17 protein-coding genes and 1 tRNA gene are annotated in these 17,819 nt (G+C 56.7%); 8 read left to right on the top strand and 10 right to left on the bottom strand.

Annotation, left to right across the window (positions count from 1 at the left end):
* The first annotated feature begins 23 nt into the window (after positions 1-23).
* The gene (locus WEU32_RS07230; RefSeq protein ID WP_406851421.1) at positions 24-1,031 is read left to right on the top strand and encodes an SPFH domain-containing protein; all 1,008 of its coding nucleotides are present in this window, start codon (positions 24-26) and stop codon (positions 1,029-1,031) included.
* A gap of 5 nt (positions 1,032-1,036) precedes the next feature.
* A complete protein-coding gene (locus WEU32_RS07235) occupies positions 1,037-1,495 on the top strand; it encodes an NfeD family protein (RefSeq protein ID WP_406851422.1) in 459 nt (152 codons plus the stop codon).
* A gap of 39 nt (positions 1,496-1,534) precedes the next feature.
* On the opposite strand, the gene rnhA is transcribed toward WEU32_RS07235, so the two are convergent.
* Entirely contained in the window at positions 1,535-1,984 is a 450-nt protein-coding gene (gene rnhA, locus WEU32_RS07240; RefSeq protein WP_312813301.1) for a ribonuclease HI, read from the bottom strand.
* A 110-nt stretch (positions 1,985-2,094) separates the two neighbouring features.
* Here rnhA and WEU32_RS07245 point away from each other — a divergent pair, with 110 nt between their 5' ends.
* The 4 genes from WEU32_RS07245 to WEU32_RS07260 all read left to right on the top strand — a co-directional run bounded on the left by WEU32_RS07245 (position 2,095) and on the right by WEU32_RS07260 (position 4,350).
* The gene (locus WEU32_RS07245) at positions 2,095-2,301 is read left to right on the top strand and encodes a twin-arginine translocase TatA/TatE family subunit (RefSeq protein WP_312137335.1); all 207 of its coding nucleotides are present in this window, start codon (positions 2,095-2,097) and stop codon (positions 2,299-2,301) included.
* Positions 2,302-2,323: 22 nt separating this feature from the next.
* Positions 2,324-2,809 carry a Sec-independent protein translocase protein TatB gene (tatB, locus tag WEU32_RS07250; RefSeq protein WP_406851423.1) on the top strand — a complete coding sequence of 162 codons (486 nt, stop codon included), beginning with the start codon at positions 2,324-2,326 and terminating at the stop codon, positions 2,807-2,809.
* Complete coding sequence (gene tatC / locus WEU32_RS07255; protein ID WP_312137333.1) at positions 2,806-3,693, top strand: twin-arginine translocase subunit TatC; 888 nt, start codon at positions 2,806-2,808, stop codon at positions 3,691-3,693. Before tatB ends, tatC begins: the two co-directional genes overlap by 4 nt.
* A gap of 261 nt (positions 3,694-3,954) precedes the next feature.
* Complete coding sequence (locus WEU32_RS07260; RefSeq protein ID WP_406851424.1) at positions 3,955-4,350, top strand: hypothetical protein; 396 nt, start codon at positions 3,955-3,957, stop codon at positions 4,348-4,350.
* Here the strand turns inward: WEU32_RS07260 and WEU32_RS07265 are convergent, their stop codons facing one another.
* From WEU32_RS07265 to WEU32_RS07290, 6 genes are all read right to left on the bottom strand, one after another.
* Positions 4,351-5,319: a hypothetical protein gene (locus tag WEU32_RS07265; RefSeq protein ID WP_406851425.1), complete on the bottom strand. Its 969-nt coding sequence runs from the start codon at positions 5,317-5,319 to the stop codon at positions 4,351-4,353.
* Complete coding sequence (locus WEU32_RS07270) at positions 5,316-6,734, bottom strand: glycosyltransferase (protein WP_406851426.1); 1,419 nt, start codon at positions 6,732-6,734, stop codon at positions 5,316-5,318. Before WEU32_RS07270 ends, WEU32_RS07265 begins: the two co-directional genes overlap by 4 nt.
* 200 nt (positions 6,735-6,934) lie before the next feature.
* Positions 6,935-8,344 (bottom strand): type I glutamate--ammonia ligase, encoded by a 1,410-nt coding sequence (gene glnA, locus WEU32_RS07275; RefSeq protein ID WP_312813292.1) that lies wholly within the window; start codon positions 8,342-8,344, stop codon positions 6,935-6,937.
* Positions 8,345-8,418: 74 nt separating this feature from the next.
* Positions 8,419-8,757 (bottom strand): P-II family nitrogen regulator, encoded by a 339-nt coding sequence (locus WEU32_RS07280; protein ID WP_312137322.1) that lies wholly within the window; start codon positions 8,755-8,757, stop codon positions 8,419-8,421.
* 206 nt (positions 8,758-8,963) lie between these two features.
* Positions 8,964-9,048 (bottom strand) — tRNA-Leu (locus tag WEU32_RS07285).
* Between the two features lie 131 nt (positions 9,049-9,179).
* Positions 9,180-10,688 (bottom strand): amino acid permease, encoded by a 1,509-nt coding sequence (locus WEU32_RS07290; RefSeq protein ID WP_406851427.1) that lies wholly within the window; start codon positions 10,686-10,688, stop codon positions 9,180-9,182.
* A 149-nt stretch (positions 10,689-10,837) separates the two neighbouring features.
* On the opposite strand from WEU32_RS07290, the gene hrpB reads away from it, so the two are divergent.
* Positions 10,838-13,273, top strand: coding sequence for an ATP-dependent helicase HrpB (gene hrpB, locus WEU32_RS07295; protein ID WP_406851428.1), 2,436 nt, complete (start codon positions 10,838-10,840; stop codon positions 13,271-13,273).
* Between the two features lie 67 nt (positions 13,274-13,340).
* A complete protein-coding gene (locus WEU32_RS07300) occupies positions 13,341-14,630 on the top strand; it encodes an MFS transporter (RefSeq protein ID WP_406851429.1) in 1,290 nt (429 codons plus the stop codon).
* Between the two features lie 35 nt (positions 14,631-14,665).
* Here the strand turns inward: WEU32_RS07300 and WEU32_RS07305 are convergent, their stop codons facing one another.
* The 3 genes from WEU32_RS07305 to WEU32_RS07315 are packed head-to-tail and all read right to left on the bottom strand — an operon-like array spanning position 14,666 to position 17,561.
* Positions 14,666-15,478, bottom strand: coding sequence for a TrmH family RNA methyltransferase (locus WEU32_RS07305; protein ID WP_406851430.1), 813 nt, complete (start codon positions 15,476-15,478; stop codon positions 14,666-14,668).
* Positions 15,478-16,377, bottom strand: coding sequence for a class I SAM-dependent methyltransferase (locus WEU32_RS07310; RefSeq protein ID WP_406851431.1), 900 nt, complete (start codon positions 16,375-16,377; stop codon positions 15,478-15,480). The genes WEU32_RS07305 and WEU32_RS07310 overlap by 1 nt, the downstream gene beginning before the upstream one ends.
* Positions 16,378-16,394: 17 nt before the next feature.
* Positions 16,395-17,561 carry a glycosyltransferase family 2 protein gene (locus WEU32_RS07315; protein WP_406851432.1) on the bottom strand — a complete coding sequence of 389 codons (1,167 nt, stop codon included), beginning with the start codon at positions 17,559-17,561 and terminating at the stop codon, positions 16,395-16,397.
* Positions 17,562-17,819: the final 258 nt, after the last annotated feature.

Raw genomic sequence — 17,819 nt, forward strand, 5'->3', positions numbered from 1 at the left:
AGCAAGTTCAATCGGAGGATACGATGGGCTTGTTTTTTGTCATTCCCTTTGTGGCGTTCGCGCTGATATTGCTATTCAGCGTTGTTAAAATCGTGCCGCAGGGGCGTGAATTCACTGTCGAACGCTTCGGCCGCTATACCAAGACCCTCAATCCCGGCATCCATATTCTGACACCGTTCATCGAGCGCATTGGCCGCCGTATGAACATGATGGAGCAGGTTCTGGATGTGCCGACGCAAGAAGTCATCACCAAGGACAATGCCATGGTGAAGGTCGACGGCATCGTTTTCATTCAGGTGATTGATGCATCGGCTGCGGCCTATCGTGTCGACAACCTGACCTATGCCATTGCCCAGCTTTGTATGACCAATTTGCGGACGGTGGTCGGTTCGATGGAACTGGACGAGGTGCTGAGCCAGCGTGACAGTATCAATACACGCCTGTTGCATGTGATTGACTCAGCCACCGCGCCTTGGGGCGTTAAGGTTGCACGTATCGAGATCAAGGATTTGACGCCGCCGGTGGACATTACCAATGCCATGGCCCGCCAAATGAAGGCCGAGCGCGAACGTCGTGCGGTCATCACCGAGGCAGACGGTGAGAAACAAGCCGCAATCGCCCGCGCCGAAGGTGCCAAACAGTCGGCTATTCTGGAATCCGAAGGCCGCAAGGAAGCGGCCTTCCGTGACGCCGAAGCCCGCGAGCGTGAAGCCGAGGCAGAAGCTCGCGCAACAGCCATGGTGTCAGAAGCCATTGCTGTAGGCGATGTGAACGCCATCAACTACTTTGTAGCCCAGAAATACGTCGAAGCCTTTGCCGAACTGGCCCGCAGCCCGCAGCAAAAGACTGTCATCGTTCCCAGTGAAATGTCGGCTTTAGTAGGTACGATTGCCGGTGTTGGCGAATTGGTCGGTATGGCGCGTCAGCCACATGATGCGCCGCGTGCACCTCGTCCTGCGCCTCAACAACAGCCTGCTCCTGCACGTCGCTCTGCGCCGTCGCGTGCGACAGGCGTTCCGCCAACGGAGTGACCTCTATGGATTGGCTTGCCGGACTTTATGCAACCCAGCCGTTCTGGTTGTGGCTGGGCATCGGGGTAATCCTTTTGGGGATCGAAGCGATGTTCTCCACCGAGTGGCTGTTATGGCCAGCTGTGGCAGCGGGGGTAACCGCCTTACTTGCTGCCTTGGCTCCCGAACTGGGTCTGAAGGTAGAGGGCGCGGTCTTTGCTGCACTGACCGTTGTGCTGACGCTGGTTTCAAAGCGGCTGGTCAAACGGGTTAATCCGGCAGACGTGCCCGACATCAATGATGTGAATCTTCGTTTGATCGGCCAGTCGGCACGCGTAGTCGAACCGTTTAATAACGGGGTAGGTCGCGTGTTTATTTCCGGGGCCGAATGGGCTGCTGAAATCAGTGACAGCAATCCTCTGGTTGGCGAGAATGTAATCGTTGAGCAGGTCACGGCGGGACGACTGCGGGTCCGCCTTCAATAGATCAGCTTGATTTTCGATTAATTGGAACCCGCGCCGCAATCAGCGAGCGCGGGTTTCTTCTACGCCGCGATTGGCCAGCGAATCGGCGCGTTCGTTCAGTTCATGCCCGGCATGACCTTTGACCCAGTGCCATTTCACTTCGTGGCGATTGCGGGCTTCATCCAATCTACGCCACAGGTCTTCGTTCTTGACCGGTTTCTTGTCGGCGGTTTTCCAGCCGCGGGCTTTCCAGCCTCTGATCCATTCGGTCACGCCCTGCATCACGTATTTGCTGTCAGTGTGCAAATCCACGCGGCATGGACGTTTGAGGGCCTCCAGAGCCGAAATTGCCGCCAACATTTCCATGCGGTTATTGGTGGTGTTTAATTCACCGCCCCACAGCTCTTTTTCATGGCCGCGCGACTGTAAAATAGCGCCCCAGCCGCCGGGCCCAGGGTTGCCCTTGCAGGCTCCGTCGGTGTGGATGATGACGTGATCGATGAGACTCATTGCCCGATGACTACAGTGTCCCTTTCCTCAGTGCCATCACTCCGACTATATGAGGGATAACAATCTGTGTTCGGGCTGCGGGAGTCGTGGCCTACCGAGGAGGTTTTTCCATGGGCGCTATGAGTTTCTGGCACTGGGCGATCGTTATTGTCGTGGTAGCCGTTCTATTTGGTGGACGCGGCAAGCTGTCGTCTATCATGGGTGATGCCGCCAAGGGTATCCGTGCCTTCAAGGACGGCTTGAAGGACGAAGACAAGGCCAAGAACGAGCCGCCGGTCGGCACCATTACCCGTACCGAAGACAAAGAAACCCACTGATTTCTCTGAAAGACGCTGAGTTATGGGTGGTCTAGGACCCGGTATCGGCGGTTTCGAAATCCTTGTGATCGGAATCGTGGCCCTACTGGTAGTAGGGCCAAAGGATTTGCCATTATTGATGCGTCGGGTCGGTCAGTTTGTCGGCAAGGCTCGCTCTATGGCGAACGAATTCCGCGCCAGTTTTGATGAAATGGCCCGTCAATCCGAATTGGACGAACTGCGCAAAGAAGTTCAAAATCTGCGCAGCAGTTCGAGTATGTATGCGCTGGGCGCAGATGCGGACAATGCTTTCAAGGATATTCGCAAGGAATTGGAAGCGCCGGTACCGGCTTCTGATGCGGATAAATCCACGGATTTGAAGGCGGACAAGACGAATCCGGCCGAAGAAAAAATCGAACCCCAACTGATTGCCACGGGCATCGACGAGTGGCCGGATCTCGACACTCAGGCCGCTCAGGTCGAGGAATTGTCGCGTGACGATGTTGCGGCCAAGAAGGATGCTCAATGACCCATCTTGATCGGGACGAAGCTGAGATTGAGGCTTCACGCGCCCCTTTGATGGATCACCTGATCGAACTGCGTAAGCGGTTGATGGTCTGTGTGGTGGCCTTTTTTCTGGCCTTTATTCTGTGTTTTGCATTTGCCAGCCACATCTATCTGTTTCTGGTTAAGCCCTACGCTGCGGCCTTTGCCTTTTTCCAGACGGTCGGAGCACATGGTGGTGTTTCGCCACTTGATCTGATCCTTGGAACGGCAGGACTAAAACCCTTGCCAACGATAGGGGCCGAAGAGGTCAAGCTGATCTACACGGCACCGCTGGAAATTCTGTTCACCAAAATGAAGTTAGCGGCGCTGGGTGGCGTGTTTATCGCTTTTCCGGTCATTGCCTATCAGCTGTACCGTTTCATCGCGCCGGGTCTATATCGCAACGAGCGCGGGGCTTTCTTGCCGTTTCTGGTAGCAGCGCCTGTTCTATTCGTTCTGGGCGCAGCTCTTGTCTATTACGTGATGCTACCGTTCGTAATGTGGTTCTCATTGAGCCAGGGCATTTCGGGTGATGGAATTACTGCTGAGCTTCTGCCCAAGGTTTCGGATTATCTGAGCCTGGTCATGGCCCTGGTGCTGGCTTTTGGTTTTTGCTTCCAGTTGCCAGTCGTGATGACCCTGATTGGTATGGCGGGGTTGATTTCCAGCGAGCTGATGGCCAAGGGGCGTCGTTATGCCATTGTAGCTGTGGTGGTTGTGGCCGCTGTCGTAACGCCGCCTGATCCTGTCAGCCAACTGATGCTGGCGATACCGATGGTGTTACTCTACGAGATTTCGATCTGGTGTGTTCGCATTATTGAAATGCGCCGCAAGAAGGCAGACGAGGCCGCAGATACTGCCGCCTAAATATTCTTCAACCGGGTGATTGGGCGATAGGACAGACCTTCCAAAGATCGAAGTCTGTCCTATCGCCCAATCGCGCCTGACCGGTATTGGTCCAAGGTTGATTTGCTCTATGAGAGCGTGAGCAACCCCAACATTCATATCAAAGGGACGCGAAGCTATTACAGCGATGCGTGGAGCGGGGTGTTCGAGCAAAACGTCGTCCGTACAGCCTAGCGGTATGGACGCCCCAATGGCAGATAGACCAGCTCCATATCGGAGGCTGTGTCTATCGGTGCCGAGGCGGTGATCTTGCTGGGCGGCAACCACGCGCATCGTACCGACTGGTTTAGTCTGTATCCGTTCCCCGAGGTTATTCTCGATGCCTATAAGGGCAAGGGCGACACGCACATTATGGATGGGGCGTGGATAGGTATGCGGGCGATGATTATGCCGGGCGTGACCATAGGTGAGGGCGCTATCGTAACCAAGGATGTGGCCCCCTATACGATTGTAGCGGGAAATCCGGCCGTGCCAGTTGCAGGCGAGATTACAGAATCTCTGCTGGCGCTGGACGTGTATAAGTGGCCGCAGGCCAAGTTCGATGCACTGCGGCCGTTTCTCTGCGCGTCGGACATGGAGGCCTTGATAAAGGCCACCGCTGAGTACGAAGCCAACTGACTAGAATGCGCGGGTCAGGCCGACGTTGAACTGCGTGTAATCATACGTATAGCCGGTGGCGATGGGCGTATTGCTGTAGGTTATACCGGCGCTTATGGCCCATTCACGGACAGGTGGGCTGATGACCTGCGCGTTTAGATAGCGGGCCTGATTCCAGTCATCACCTGTGGCTTTCTGTCCGCCAATGCCGCCCGCGATTAAGTAGCGCCAGCCACCGTAATAACGGCGCATCTGGATGACGGGCATGATTTCCACATAGTCCTCGGGCGAAAAATAATCGAACTCGCCCGGATGGCTGGAATGGAAATAACGGGTGCGCAACTGCGCGGACAGCCCCCATTCGGGCTTGAGCACATGCACATAGGTGGCCCGCAGGTGGGTACGAATATTCTTGCCGGTAAAATCCTGAACACCAGCCACAAATGTCAGGTTATTACGATCATTGATCGGCAAATCCACAGCACCGCCAATGAAGGTATAATAGATACCGTCATCGACACCCTGCGGGGTTTCCAGCACTTCGCGCTCGATGAAGTATTCCTGGCGGAAACGGGCATCGTTGTGGATGCTGGCTGCGCCTAGTGCCGTGTTACCGTCGGTCCCGGCCATGACCTTCCATGTCCAATCACCAGACTTGTCGGCGGCACGCAGGTAGACACGCTGTTCATCACGGCTGTGCTGACCATTAGGGCTGAAACTCGCATTCTCGACGCGCACGCCCAGATACTCATCAGGTCCCTTCCACTTCCAGTCCAGATTGGCCCCGATTTTCAAAACTTCGGTGTCGTCTGCATCGGTTGAATAGAACAGGTCAGCGCCAACCGCAGCACGAGGCGTAAAACCCTCGGCACTGCGTTCACGATGTTGTTCGCGAGCGACGTCCTGAGCCGTTTCGACGGTCTGCGCCTGAGCCGAAATAGCGATAGAGGAGGTTGCCAATATCAAGGCGGCAATGGACGTGCGGATCATTTCGTATCCCATTTTTTGGTCATACCAACCATTTCAGAGACATATCCCCATACGCAGACGGGCTGCATCAATAGGCTGTACGCGATGGCGTAAAACAGGAAACCACCAAAGTTCTGGCGAACCTTCAAGCCTTCGCGGTGGAACATTTTTCTCTGGATGCGGAAAATGAAAATATTCCACAAGGCTGCCAACGGCAACACGGCCAGTGTCAGAGGGCCAGCGATCCAGAAATGGCCAAACAAGGCCAGTATCAGCCCCGGGATGAAGATAAATGTATAGACCAGATCCAGCGGCAGGAAGAACAGGTTCCACCAGATGAAAAGGGTCGTCAGGCGAGGTTTGAACAATAGGCTAGGATAGGCCTTAAAGGCTTCGATCAGACCACGCGACCAACGCTTACGTTGCAAAGCGAACTGCTTCACAGTGGTGGGAACATTGGTAAAGGCCAGAGCGTCTTCTGCATAACCAATACGGTGGCCGTGTTTCAGTAAGGCCCATGAGACAACGATATCTTCGCCGACGCATTCTGGCCAACCGCCAACGCTTTTCAAGGCATCGCGCTGATAGACGGAGAAAGCACCTTGGGCGACTAAGGTGCCATGATACATGGACTGCATGCGTTTGACGGCGGCAATACCGTGAAAATAATCCCATTCCTGAGCGCGGGTGAGAAAGTTGTGACGTGAGTTACGCACCATCACGGCACCGGCCACTGCGCGTGTATTGGGCGGGTCATTAACGAAGCGCTCGACGATTTGGGTGATACCATCTTCGCGAATCCAGGAGTCGCCGTCGATGGTCGCCACCAGATCGTGGCTGGCTAATGCAAGGCCGCGATTAAGGACGGCTGCTTTGCCTGCATTGACTGGATAATCCATGACTTGGATGTGAAAATTAGCCGGTATCGAGAGTGCTTTCAGTGCCTTGTTGGCGACAGCTACGGTGTCGTCCGTCGAGCCATCGTTAAGCACGAAAATTTCTAGCTCACCTTTGTAGTCCTGACGAGACAAACTGGTCAGGGTATCACTGATTGCATCGGCCTCATTATAGGCTGCGACCAGAATAGTGACCCCAGGATACTCCGTGAGCTTCTTTCTAGGTGGGCGCCTGTCAAAAGCCAGAGTGCTGATCAGGAACGCATTCATAAAACCAGGCACATAGGCGATGAACGTGATCGCTATGATCGCAAATGGCCAATTGGTTATATTGGCAAGGTCAATCAACCAACGTTTTGAAAGCCAAACACTCAGTGTGGTCCAAGCGATCGCCAGAAGGATGGCAATCGTAAACTTGACAGGAATCGTCATGTAAAGTCGACGATAAGGCTGCGTGGAGGGAAGGTTGGATTCCCCGGTAGCCTGCTCGACATTGTTTATGACGGTTTCTTGTGGGGGAGGGGGAGTGTTCAGTTTCATGCCTTCTGACCCTGAAAATTTAGGGGCCTTTAACGCGGAAACACTAAAGCTAGCAGTTTGGTTGCCGCTCTTACGTAAACATGTATAACAATGTTATTGGCCATTCCCTTTGCCGAGAGTGACTCGCTGCATGAGGGATATTACTTACGAAAAAGCCCCGAATGATGACCATTCGGGGCTTCTTTTAATATTTCAATAGCTTAGCAGCTATAATACATATCGAATTCGACTGGGTGCGGGTGAAGTTGCAGTCGGGCAACCTCAGTTTGTTTCAGTTCGATATAGGCGTCGATAAAATCGTCATCCATGACGCCGCCCTTTTTGAGGAAGGCACGGTCGGCGTCGAGAGCCTCGAGAGCTTCCTTGAGCGAACCGGCAACTTCCGGGATCGAACCGCGCTCTTCCGGCGGAAGATCGTACAGGTTCTTGTCGGCAGGTGCGCCCGGATCGATACGGTTCTCGATCCCGTCGAGGCCAGCCATCAGCAGGGCCACGAAGGTCAGGTAGGGGTTGCCCATCGGGTCGGGGAAGCGGGCTTCCATACGCTTGGCCTTGGGCGACGAAACGTGAGGAATGCGGATGGAGGCCGAGCGGTTACGCGCCGAATAGGCCAGCTTGACCGGCGCTTCATAACCCGGAACCAGACGCTTGTACGAGTTGGTGGTGGAGTTGGCGAAGGCGTTGATAGCCTTGGCATGCTTAATGACGCCGCCGATGTACCACAGGCATTCTTGCGAAAGGCCGGCATATTTGTCGCCGGCGAACTGCGGCTTGCCATCTTTCCAGATCGACATGTGAACGTGCATGCCCGAGCCGTTATCACCAAACATCGGCTTGGCCATGAAGGTTGCCGACTTGCCATAAGCATGCGCCACGTTGTGGATCACATACTTATACAATTGCATGCGGTCAGCCATGGTCAGCAGGTCGCTGAACTTCAAACCCAGCTCATGCTGTGCCGGAGCCACTTCGTGGTGGTGCTTTTCAGGATCCATGCCCAGGTCACGCATGACCGCGAGCATTTCGCCGCGCAGATCCTGACCTGAATCCACGGGATTGACCGGGAAGTAGCCGCCCTTGGTATGCGGACGGTGACCCAGATTGCCCTCGGCATATTCGGCACCGGTATTGGCCGGAAGCTCGCTGGAATCGAAGCTGTAACCCGTATTGTGCGAGGCCGTGTTCCAACGCACGTCGTCGAAAACGAAGAACTCGGCTTCGGGACCGAAGAAGACAGTATCGCCCACGCCCGACGACTGGACATACGACAGGGCTTTTTGAGCCATCGAACGACTGTCGCGATTATAGGGCTCGGCCGTGTCCGGGTTCAGCACGTCACAGAACAGACACAGGGTCGGCTGTTGGTAAAACGGATCGATATGGGCCGTATTCAAGTCCGGCTTCAGCAGCATGTCGGACTCGTTGATCGCCTTCCAGCCCTCGATCGACGAACCGTCGAACATGGTGCCTTCTTCGAGTAGTTCTTCATCGACCATGCCGACGTCGAAAGTCACATGCTGCAACTTACCGCGCGTGTCGGTGAAACGCAGATCGACGTACTCGATACCCTTGTCCTTGATCTCTTGCAGGATCTTATTTGCGGCGCTCATTTCTCGAGGTCCTGATTGTTATTCGGTGTGGGAGGAAACAAAAGAGGCCGCCCACGAGGGACGGCCGATTACGGTTAGATAGCCTGCGAACCCGTTTCTCCGGTACGGATGCGGATGACGTCTTCGAGAGAGCTGACAAAGATTTTGCCATCCCCGATCTTGCCGGTTCGCGCAGCGGTTTGAATGGCGTCTATGACTGCCGGTACCAGATCATCAGCGACAACAATCTCGATTTTGATCTTGGGCAGAAAGTCGATGACATATTCGGCACCACGATAAAGTTCGGAATGACCTTTTTGGCGACCATATCCCTTGGCCTCCAGAACGGTCATGCCCTGCACGCCGATATCCTGCAGGGCGTCTTTGACTTCATCCAGCTTGAACGGCTTGATGATGGCTTCGATCTTTTTCATTGCACTTCCGAGCTGGGTCCCCTGATGGCCCTAGGCTCGACGTCCAGAACACATTGCATTGCATCATAAGGCAAGCTTTTTTGGTCTCTGATACCGTACGTGATCGGAAAAAATCACCAAGCAGATCGAAATGCCACTATTTTAGTACATTCAATGTTCGGCCAATGCAGTTGTGCATTAACGGCTTGTTCTTGATGTCGGGAAGGTGGTGCGGATGAGAGGAATCGAACCTCCACGCCTCGCGGCGCTGGAACCTAAATCCAGTGCGTCTACCAGTTCCGCCACATCCGCATTAGGTGGAGCGAGGCTTTAAACAGTGTCGCCAAATAGCGCAAGCAACGAAATGAACTCGTAGACAAATATAAAAAAAAGGCCCCGGATTTCTCCGGAGCCTTCTTGATCAGGCAGGCCTGATAGCGGGTTTAGTGATCGGTATCGACGATACCGCGACCCACATGGCTCTTACGATATCCATACAGGAAGTAGACCACCAAACCGAACGCAGCCCAAATCGGCAGAACCAGTTTCGATTCTGTCGGCAGATTCAAATACAGGCCCAAGGTGCCGAACATCGCCAGAGGCGCGACAATCCAGACTAGCGGAGTTTTAAACGGGCGATGACGATTTGGTTGCTTGATGCGCAGGATCATCACTGACAGGGCCACCATGAAGAACGCAAACAGTGTGCCCGAGTTGGAGATGTCAGCCAGTTTACCGACCGGCAGCAAGGCTGCAAACAGGGCTACAGCCAGACCAGTGATGACCGTCACGACGTGCGGCGTTTTCCACTTGGGGTGAACCTTGGCCAGGAATTCCGGCAGCAGACCGTCACGCGCCATCACGAAGAAGATGCGGGTTTGACCGAACAGCATGATCAGGATGACCGAGGGCAGGGCCAGGAAGGCCGCGATACCGATCATGTCACCGACGCGTTCATGGCCAACCGAGCGCAGGACGTGTGCCAGAGCTTCTTTCGAGCAGACCAGCGGCTCGGAACCGGCGGCCATCAACGATTGGCACTGTGCGGCCATAGCCGCAGAACCGGCATGCAGGATTTCGCCGTTCGGACCCGTAACAGGCTGGGCACCCAGTGCACCAATGGCACCGGCAGCAACCAGAAGATAGAAGATCGTACAGATCAGCAGCGAACCGATCAGGCCGATCGGCACATTTTTCTGCGGGTCTTTAGTTTCTTCGGCGGCGGTCGAAACCGCATCGAAACCGACATAGGCAAAGAAGATCGAGGCCGCGGCACCGACGACACCCAGACCGGCACCATGGCCATCACCCAGCCAACCGTTCGGCAGGAAGGGTTCGAAGTTTGCACCCTTGATGACCGGCAGGGTCAATACGATGAAGACGGTCAGCGCGGTAACCTTGATGGCCACCAGAACAGCATTGACGCGTGCGCTCTCGGTCGTACCAATCATCAACAGAGCGGTGATCAACAGCGCGATCAGAGCAGCCGGAAGGTTGATGATGCCACCGGCATAGCTGCCGGCTGTTATGGCTAACGGTAGCTCAATCCCCCAACTATTGAGCAAGCCGATAAAGTAGCCGGACCAACCCACCGACACGGCGGACGCCGCAACGGCGTATTCGAGAATCAGAGCCCAGCCCACGATCCATGCCAGCAATTCACCCATCACCGCATAGGTATAGGTGTAGGCAGAGCCCGACACCGGAACCATGGAAGCAATCTCTGAATAGCAAAGCGCCGCCACGGCACAGACCGCAGCGGCGATAACGAAGCTCCACATCATACCGGGACCGGCTTTTTGTGCGGCTTCCGACGTCAGCACGAAGATACCCGTGCCGATGATTGCCCCCACTCCGAGCAGGGTAAGCTGGACAGCGCCCAGCGAGCGCGTAAGCGCTTTCTTTTCTGCGGACGCAATAATAGCGTCCAGCGGTTTAATCCGCCAAGACATGGAAGTCCCCTCACATATTTTCGTGCCGACGCGTGTCGACCCTCGCGGGGACGCTAGACAGGGTTTTTTGTTCACGCAACGCGATTGACGCAATCAAGCCATTTTCGTGACGATTTTGTTCACACATTCCTTCAGGCTAGTAACGCCCTATGTTGCCTATTCACGCCGTATTGGAATCAATCGTCCATTCACTGGACGTATCACCCACGCTGGTGCTGGCAGCGCCTCCGGGGGCGGGGAAGACGACGGTCGTTCCGCTTAGCTTGCTGGGGCGGCCATGGTTGGGTGATGGCAAAATCCTGCTACTGGAGCCCCGCAGACTGGCTGCTCGCGCTGCGGCAGACCGAATGTCTGCAACCTTGGGCGAATCAAGCGGCCAGACCGTGGGCTATCGCACGCGCCTTCAGAGCAAGATCGGTCCGAACACCCGCATTGAGGTGATTACCGAAGGCGTGTTCACGCGCATGATTTTGGATGACCCGACGCTGGAGGGCGTTGGCGCGGTCCTGTTCGACGAATTCCATGAACGCAGTCTGGATGCCGATCTGGGCCTTGCACTGGCCCGTGATACCCAAAGCCTGTTGCGTGATGATCTGCGGCTGGTGGTCATGTCGGCGACGCTGGATGTGGCGGGCGTATCGAAACTGTTGGGTGATCCCCCCGTGGTCGAGACCCAAGGACGGATGTTCCCGGTCGAGACCCGTTATCTGGGACGTAATCCGGTCGAGCGTTTCGAGGACGCCATGGCCAAAGCCGTTCTTCAGGCTCTGCATGAGGAAAGCGGCTCTATCCTCGCCTTCTTGCCGGGGCAGGGAGAAATCCACCGGACGGTACAGCGGCTGAAGGACAGCCTGCGTGACCCGTCGGTGGATGTCGTCGGCCTTTATGGCGCTATGGACAAGACCGATCAGGATCGTGCCTTGGAGCCCGCTCCGGCGGGCCGTCGCAAGGTCGTGCTGGCGACTTCGGTGGCGGAAACCAGTCTTACGATTCAGGGGGTACGAGTTGTCATTGATGGCGGCTTGTCGCGTGTGCCACGCTTTGAGCCGTCCAGCGGTTTGACGCGGCTTGCTACTGTGAAGGTTAGCCGTTCGTCGGCCGAGCAGCGTCGGGGCCGTGCTGGTCGCGTCGAACCGGGGGTCTGTTATCGTCTGTGGGATGAAGAGCAGACGCGCGGTCTGGTACAGCACCAAAAGCCCGAGATTCAGGAAGCGGACCTGACGGCGTTTGCGCTCGATCTGGCGCGATGGGGCGCGAAAAGTGCAGAAGGGCTGGCGCTGTTGGACGTGCCACCTGCCGGTGCTTTTGGCGAGGCGCGCAAGGTTTTGTCCCGACTGGGGGCCTTGGATGCCAAGGGGGACCTGACCAAGCACGGACAGCGACTGGCGAAAATGCCGTTATCTCCCAGACTGGCGCACATGGTGACCGTCGCCTCCGACCAAGGCGATGCATTGGGCGGTGCAAGGCTTGCGGCCTTACTGACCGAGCCAGGTCTGGGCGGAACAGCCGTGGATGTAGAAGAGCGTTTTCGTGGCTTGGCCCTTGATCGTTCGCCCCGTGCGCGCGATGCCATGAAGCTGGCCGAGCGTTGGGCGCGTCTGGCGGGCAACGGTACCGGTGGCGAGGCCGATCATGGCCTGTTGCTGTGCGAGGCCTTCCCCGAACGGATCGCCCGCGCAAAGGGAAAGATGGGGGAGTATCTGTTGGCGTCAGGTCGCGGAGCGATGGTCGATGCCTCCGAAAATCTGTCGCGGGAAACTTGGCTGGCCGTGGCCGAACTGGGTGGCGGTGATGTGCGCGACCGCGTGCGACTGGCGGCAAGACTGGACGCTCGCACACTGGAAACCGATCTGGCGCATCGCATCGAGACCGAAGACCGTCTGGTGCGCGAGCCGTCCGGCAGGGCGGTGATGAAGCGTGTTCGCCGCATCGGGGCTGTAGTTCTGGACGAGAAGGTGCTGGGCGCACCGGATCGCAAGATGATGACCAAGGCCCTAAAAGACGAAGTGGATCGGGATGGTCTGGGGCGGCTGAAATGGGCCGAGGCATCCAGCGCATTGCGCGCGCGTCTGGCCTTTGTGCGCGTTCTGGACGATGCGTGGCCGGATGTATCGGATGAAGGCCTGTTTGCACGCCGCGAAGAATGGCTTTGGCCTGCGCTGGACAGCGTGAATGATTTGTCAGCGGTTAGTGATCGTGTACTGGCCGATGGTTTACGCAATCTGGTTCCGTGGGATTTACAGCGCAAGCTGGATGCATTGGCACCTGCGCGTCTGGAAACCCCGTTGGGGTCTGCGGCTATTGATTACGCAGCCGAGGGCGGGCCGCGTGTTGAAATCCGCGTGCAGGAACTATTTGGCCTTCAGTCACATCCGATGATCGGTGGCGGGCGTGTGGCTTTAACATTGTCTCTGCTGTCACCCGCACGACGACCGGTTCAGGTGACAAAAGATTTGCCCGGTTTCTGGGCTGGATCATGGGCGGCTGTGCGGGCTGAAATGCGGGGGCGCTATCCGCGCCATCCGTGGCCCGAGGATCCTGCCAATGCCGCGGCGACCAATCGGGTCAAACCGCGCGGGACATGACGGGCTGCAATTTCTTGACCCTGATGGCGTTATGCTGAAAAAAAACGCCTCTTCAGCCCGAGGAAATATGTTGTCCGAAGATCAAAACTTGCCGCTCGCCAATTCGAAAGCCCGCGTGCTGTTCGCCAGCCTGATCGGCACGACGATCGAGTTTTACGACTTCTATATCTATGCGACTGCGGCGGTTCTGGTTTTTCCGGCGCTGTTTTTCCCCGGTAGCGACCCGATGACGGCCATGCTGGCGTCATTTGCGACCTTCTCGATTGCCTTCTTCGCGCGTCCTGTAGGGGCCGTGGTGTTCGGTCACTTTGGTGATCGTGTGGGGCGCAAGGCGACACTGGTGGCAGCCCTGATGACGATGGGCGTCTCGACCATCCTGATCGGTGTCCTGCCGGTCTATAGTCAGGTCGGTGTTCTGGCCCCAATGCTGCTGGCGCTCTGCCGCTTTGGGCAAGGCTTGGGCCTTGGCGGAGAATGGGGCGGAGCTGTTCTGTTGGCGACCGAGAATGCACCGCCGGGCAAGAAGGCCTGGTACGGAATGTTCCCGCAATTGGGTGCGCCAATCGGCTTTATCCTGTCCACGGCCAGCTTCATCGTTCTGGGGCAGGTTCTGAGCGATAGCGCGTTTATGGCGTGGGGCTGGCGCATTCCGTTTATCGCCAGTGCGCTGCTGGTCATCGTCGGCCTGTGGGTGCGCCTGAAGATCACCGAGACGCCCGAGTTCCAAAAGACCATAGACAGCGAAGAGCGGGTCAAGGCACCGGTTGTCACCCTTTTCGCCAATCACAAATGGGCCTTGCTGACGGGGACATTGGCGGGGATGGCGACCTTTGTGCTGTTCTACCTGATGACGGTGTTTGCACTGGGCTGGGGTACGACCTCGATGGGTTATAGCCGCGAGCAGTTCCTGCCGATCCAGTTGCTGGGTGTGTGCTTCTTCGGGCTGTCCATTCCATTAGCGGCTCTCGCGGCTGATAAATGGGGGCAGGGGCGCACCCTGTTGCTGACCAGTGTGGCGATTGGCCTGTTTGGTCTGGTTTTGCCGGTTTTGTTTGGTGGTGGTTTGGGCGGTATTGTCGCCTTCTTCATCATCGGCTTTGCCCTGATGGGATGCACCTATGGGCCGATTGGCGCGGCGCTGGCGCGGCCATTCCCGACGGCGGTTCGCTATACAGGTGCGTCGATGACATTCAATCTGGCAGGGATTTTGGGCGCGTCGCTTGCACCATTTGCCGCCACATGGCTGGCCAGCAAATTTGGACTGCCTGCGGTCGGTCTTTATCTGTCCGTGGCTGCTGTACTGACCATTTTGGCGCTGATCGGCATGGGGCGCATAAAAACAGAGGGGGAGGCGTAAAGCCTTCCCCTCATTATTTCCGGCGATGTACGGTTTTAAAGGCCGGAGCCGTATGCAGCGTCTGTGATTGAATAGACCATGATGCCGGTGGCCACGGCCAGATTCAGGCTGTCGGCACGTCCACGCATCGGGATTTTGACGTTCACGTCACAGGTTGCGGCCAGTTCGTCCGTCAGGCCCACCTGCTCATTGCCCATCAGGATAATGGCCGGATGCTGGGCGGGGCTGTCGCGATAGCCGTGGGTGGCATCGAGGCGGGTGCCGATGACGCTGCCCTTCCAGCCCTTGCGCCATTCCACGAACTCTTCGCGACTGGCTTTGGTGATGGAAACAGCAAACACCGAACCCATGGTCGCGCGCACAGCCTCGACCGAATAGGGGTCCACACAGTCCCCGATCAGGATCACACCACCGCAGCCGGCCGAGTCAGCCGTGCGGATAATGGTGCCCAGATTGCCGGGGTCGCGAACCTGTTCCAGTGCCACCCATACTGGCTTGCTGTCAGAATTGATGGCGTTTAGCGGGGTATAGACCTGCTCGAAGACACCCAGCACAGTCTGCGGATTATCGCGGCGGCTGATCTTTTCGAGAATTGCGTGGGTCACGGTGATGATCTGCCCACCGGCCTTACGGGTTTCAGTCTTGGCGCGGTCGAGGATCGGGTGCGGGCGGGCATCTTGCCCCACCAGCAACATCACAGGCGCACGGCCCTGATCGAGGGCCTCGCCGATGAATTTCAGACCCTCGGCCAGAAAACGACCCGTCATCTCGCGCTCTTTGCGCATGTGAAGGGCGCGAACGGCCTTCACCGTGTCATTGGTGAGCGAGGTAATCAGATGATCGTTCATCAGATATTGCTCCAGCGGGCAAAGAAGCTGAGGCCGATAGCGCGAGCATCCTTACCGTCTTCCGACAGGGCCAGTTCTCCCCAGTCGATACGTCCGCCACGGTCATGGGTCGCTTCGGCCATCATGTGCGCCAGTGACAGGCCGGAAATACGCGCAGCATAGGCGTTCAGCAGCAGGAACGAAGCATCATCCGACAGTAGCGACGCGCAGTCCTTCAGCAGATCCGGCATATCTTCAAACAGGCGCCAGACCTCGCCATTGGCACCGCGGCCATATTTGGGAGGGTCCAGAATGATGCCATCATATTTCGAGCCACGGCGGACTTCGCGGGCCACAAACTTGCGGGCATCCTCGACCAGCCAACGGATCGGCTTGTCGGACAGGCCCGACAGCTCGGCATTTTCGCGGGCATAGTTGACTGACTTTTTAGACGCATCCACATGCGTCACATGCGCTCCCGCTGCGGCACAGGCCAGAGAGGCCACACCGGTATAGCCAAACAGGTTCAGAACCTTCGGCTGTTTCAGGGTGCGGATGCGGGTATCCAGCCATTCCCAGTTCGCCGCTTGCTCCGGGAAAAAGGCAAGGTGACGGAAGGGCGTGAACCGGCCCATAAATTTCACATCGCGCCATTTCAGCGGGAAGGCGTCGATAGGGCCATGTTTGTCGAAACGCCAGCGACCGGAATCCTCTTCCTCCTGCTGGGGGTCGAACATGGCATTGGCCTGTTCAAACTTGTTTTCGTCTTTGGAGGACCAGAAGCACTGCGGCTCTGGGCGTACGACCGTATAGCGGCCATAGCGCTCAAGCTTGCGACCGTTGCCGCTGTCGATCAGTGCGTAATCCGACCAGCCTCGGGTGACGAGGGTTTCGGGAGTAGGGGATAATACCGGAGCCATGCGCCGCTGATAAGCCGTCAGGCTGCCTCTCGTCCAGCGGTCGCTTCCGAATAGCGCGGTCTGCTTATAGGTGTATGCAAGTCCGCCACAGGCACATCGGGCAGATGCGGGGTTTTATCCCAAGTGTGTGGCTGGAAGACCAGACGAACCAAGGCGTGGAAAAATGCGAGTGTCAGCAAACCCCAATAGAGGGGGGCAAGCGCAATCTCCTTTGGTCCATAGATCAGGCCTATACGTCGCGTGCCGACCAAGCAGGTCATCCACGAGGCTAGGTATCCAGTAATCATGACGACAAAGGCCGAAATCTGGAGCTGGGGTATTTCAAAAGACAAAAGCCCCAGAAGCAAGATCATGGTGATCATCGCCAGTGCGTAACCGTGGATAGAAGCGGCAAGCAGTCCGGCGATCAATGTGGTTAGCATGGCCCACAGACCTTTGAAGCCCAATCCTGGTTTGAAAAGGTGAACAGCGAGGGTTTGCATGAACCCTTTCAACCAACGGGTTCTTTGCGGAAGCCAAAGCGTAAACTTGCCGGGCGGTGTTTCCCATGTCGGACTGGAAATTGTGCCCAGTGCCCAGCCGTCACGCCAAAGGCGAAAACCCAAATCGGCGTCTTCGGTGACATTATAGGCATCCCAACCCCCGATGCGACGCAGGGTTTCCACCCGAAAATGGTTACTTGTTCCGCCCAGGGGGAAGGGCAGGCCCAGCCGCGCCATGCCCGGTAAGATGACCTCGAACAAGCCCGCATATTCGGCGGCAAATTGACGGTCGAGAATGTCTGAGGTGATGGCGGCCTTGTGTTTGCGGCCTATCCGTAGAGGAGCTTGCAAGCAGGCAAGGGGACGTTTTGCATCGGATGGTTCGGCGAGAAAACGAGAAGCGGCTTCTTTTAATTGTACAGGATCGGGGGAGTCTTCGGCGTCATAGATTGTGAGGAATGTCCCCGAGGCCAGTCCCAGTCCATAGTTCAGAGCGCGTGGTTTGGTTTTGGGGTTACCGGCAGGAACGACCACTACGCTCATCCATGGAGGTAAACGCAGTGAACGGGCCGCTGCGATGGTTTCTGTGTCATCCATTTCGAGCAGCAGAAAACATTCCAGCGCATCGGCTGGATAATCAATCAGCGAAAGCCGCTGGACCAGTTGAGGCAGGATGGCAGCCTCGCGATAGAGCGCCGCCATAATCGTGTATCGGGGCCATATATCCGGCGGGGTGATCGGTTGGGGTTTGGGTTCGCTCAGAAACACCAGTGCCAAACGCCACAGAGCAAAGACGATCAGAACGCTTTGAAACCCCCAGAGCAAAACAGTGGCCCATTGCGTATTCACCGCGCACCACAGGCCCAATGCGATTGAGAAAGCGCAAAGCCCTATAATGCGAAATGCGATAGTAGTCCCCTTGGCAGCATCGCAAGCATAGACCACACCGGTTTGGGTACT

It is taken from the genome of Brevundimonas sp. BH3 (assembly GCF_045345115.1).
GTDB lineage: Bacteria > Pseudomonadota > Alphaproteobacteria > Caulobacterales > Caulobacteraceae > Brevundimonas.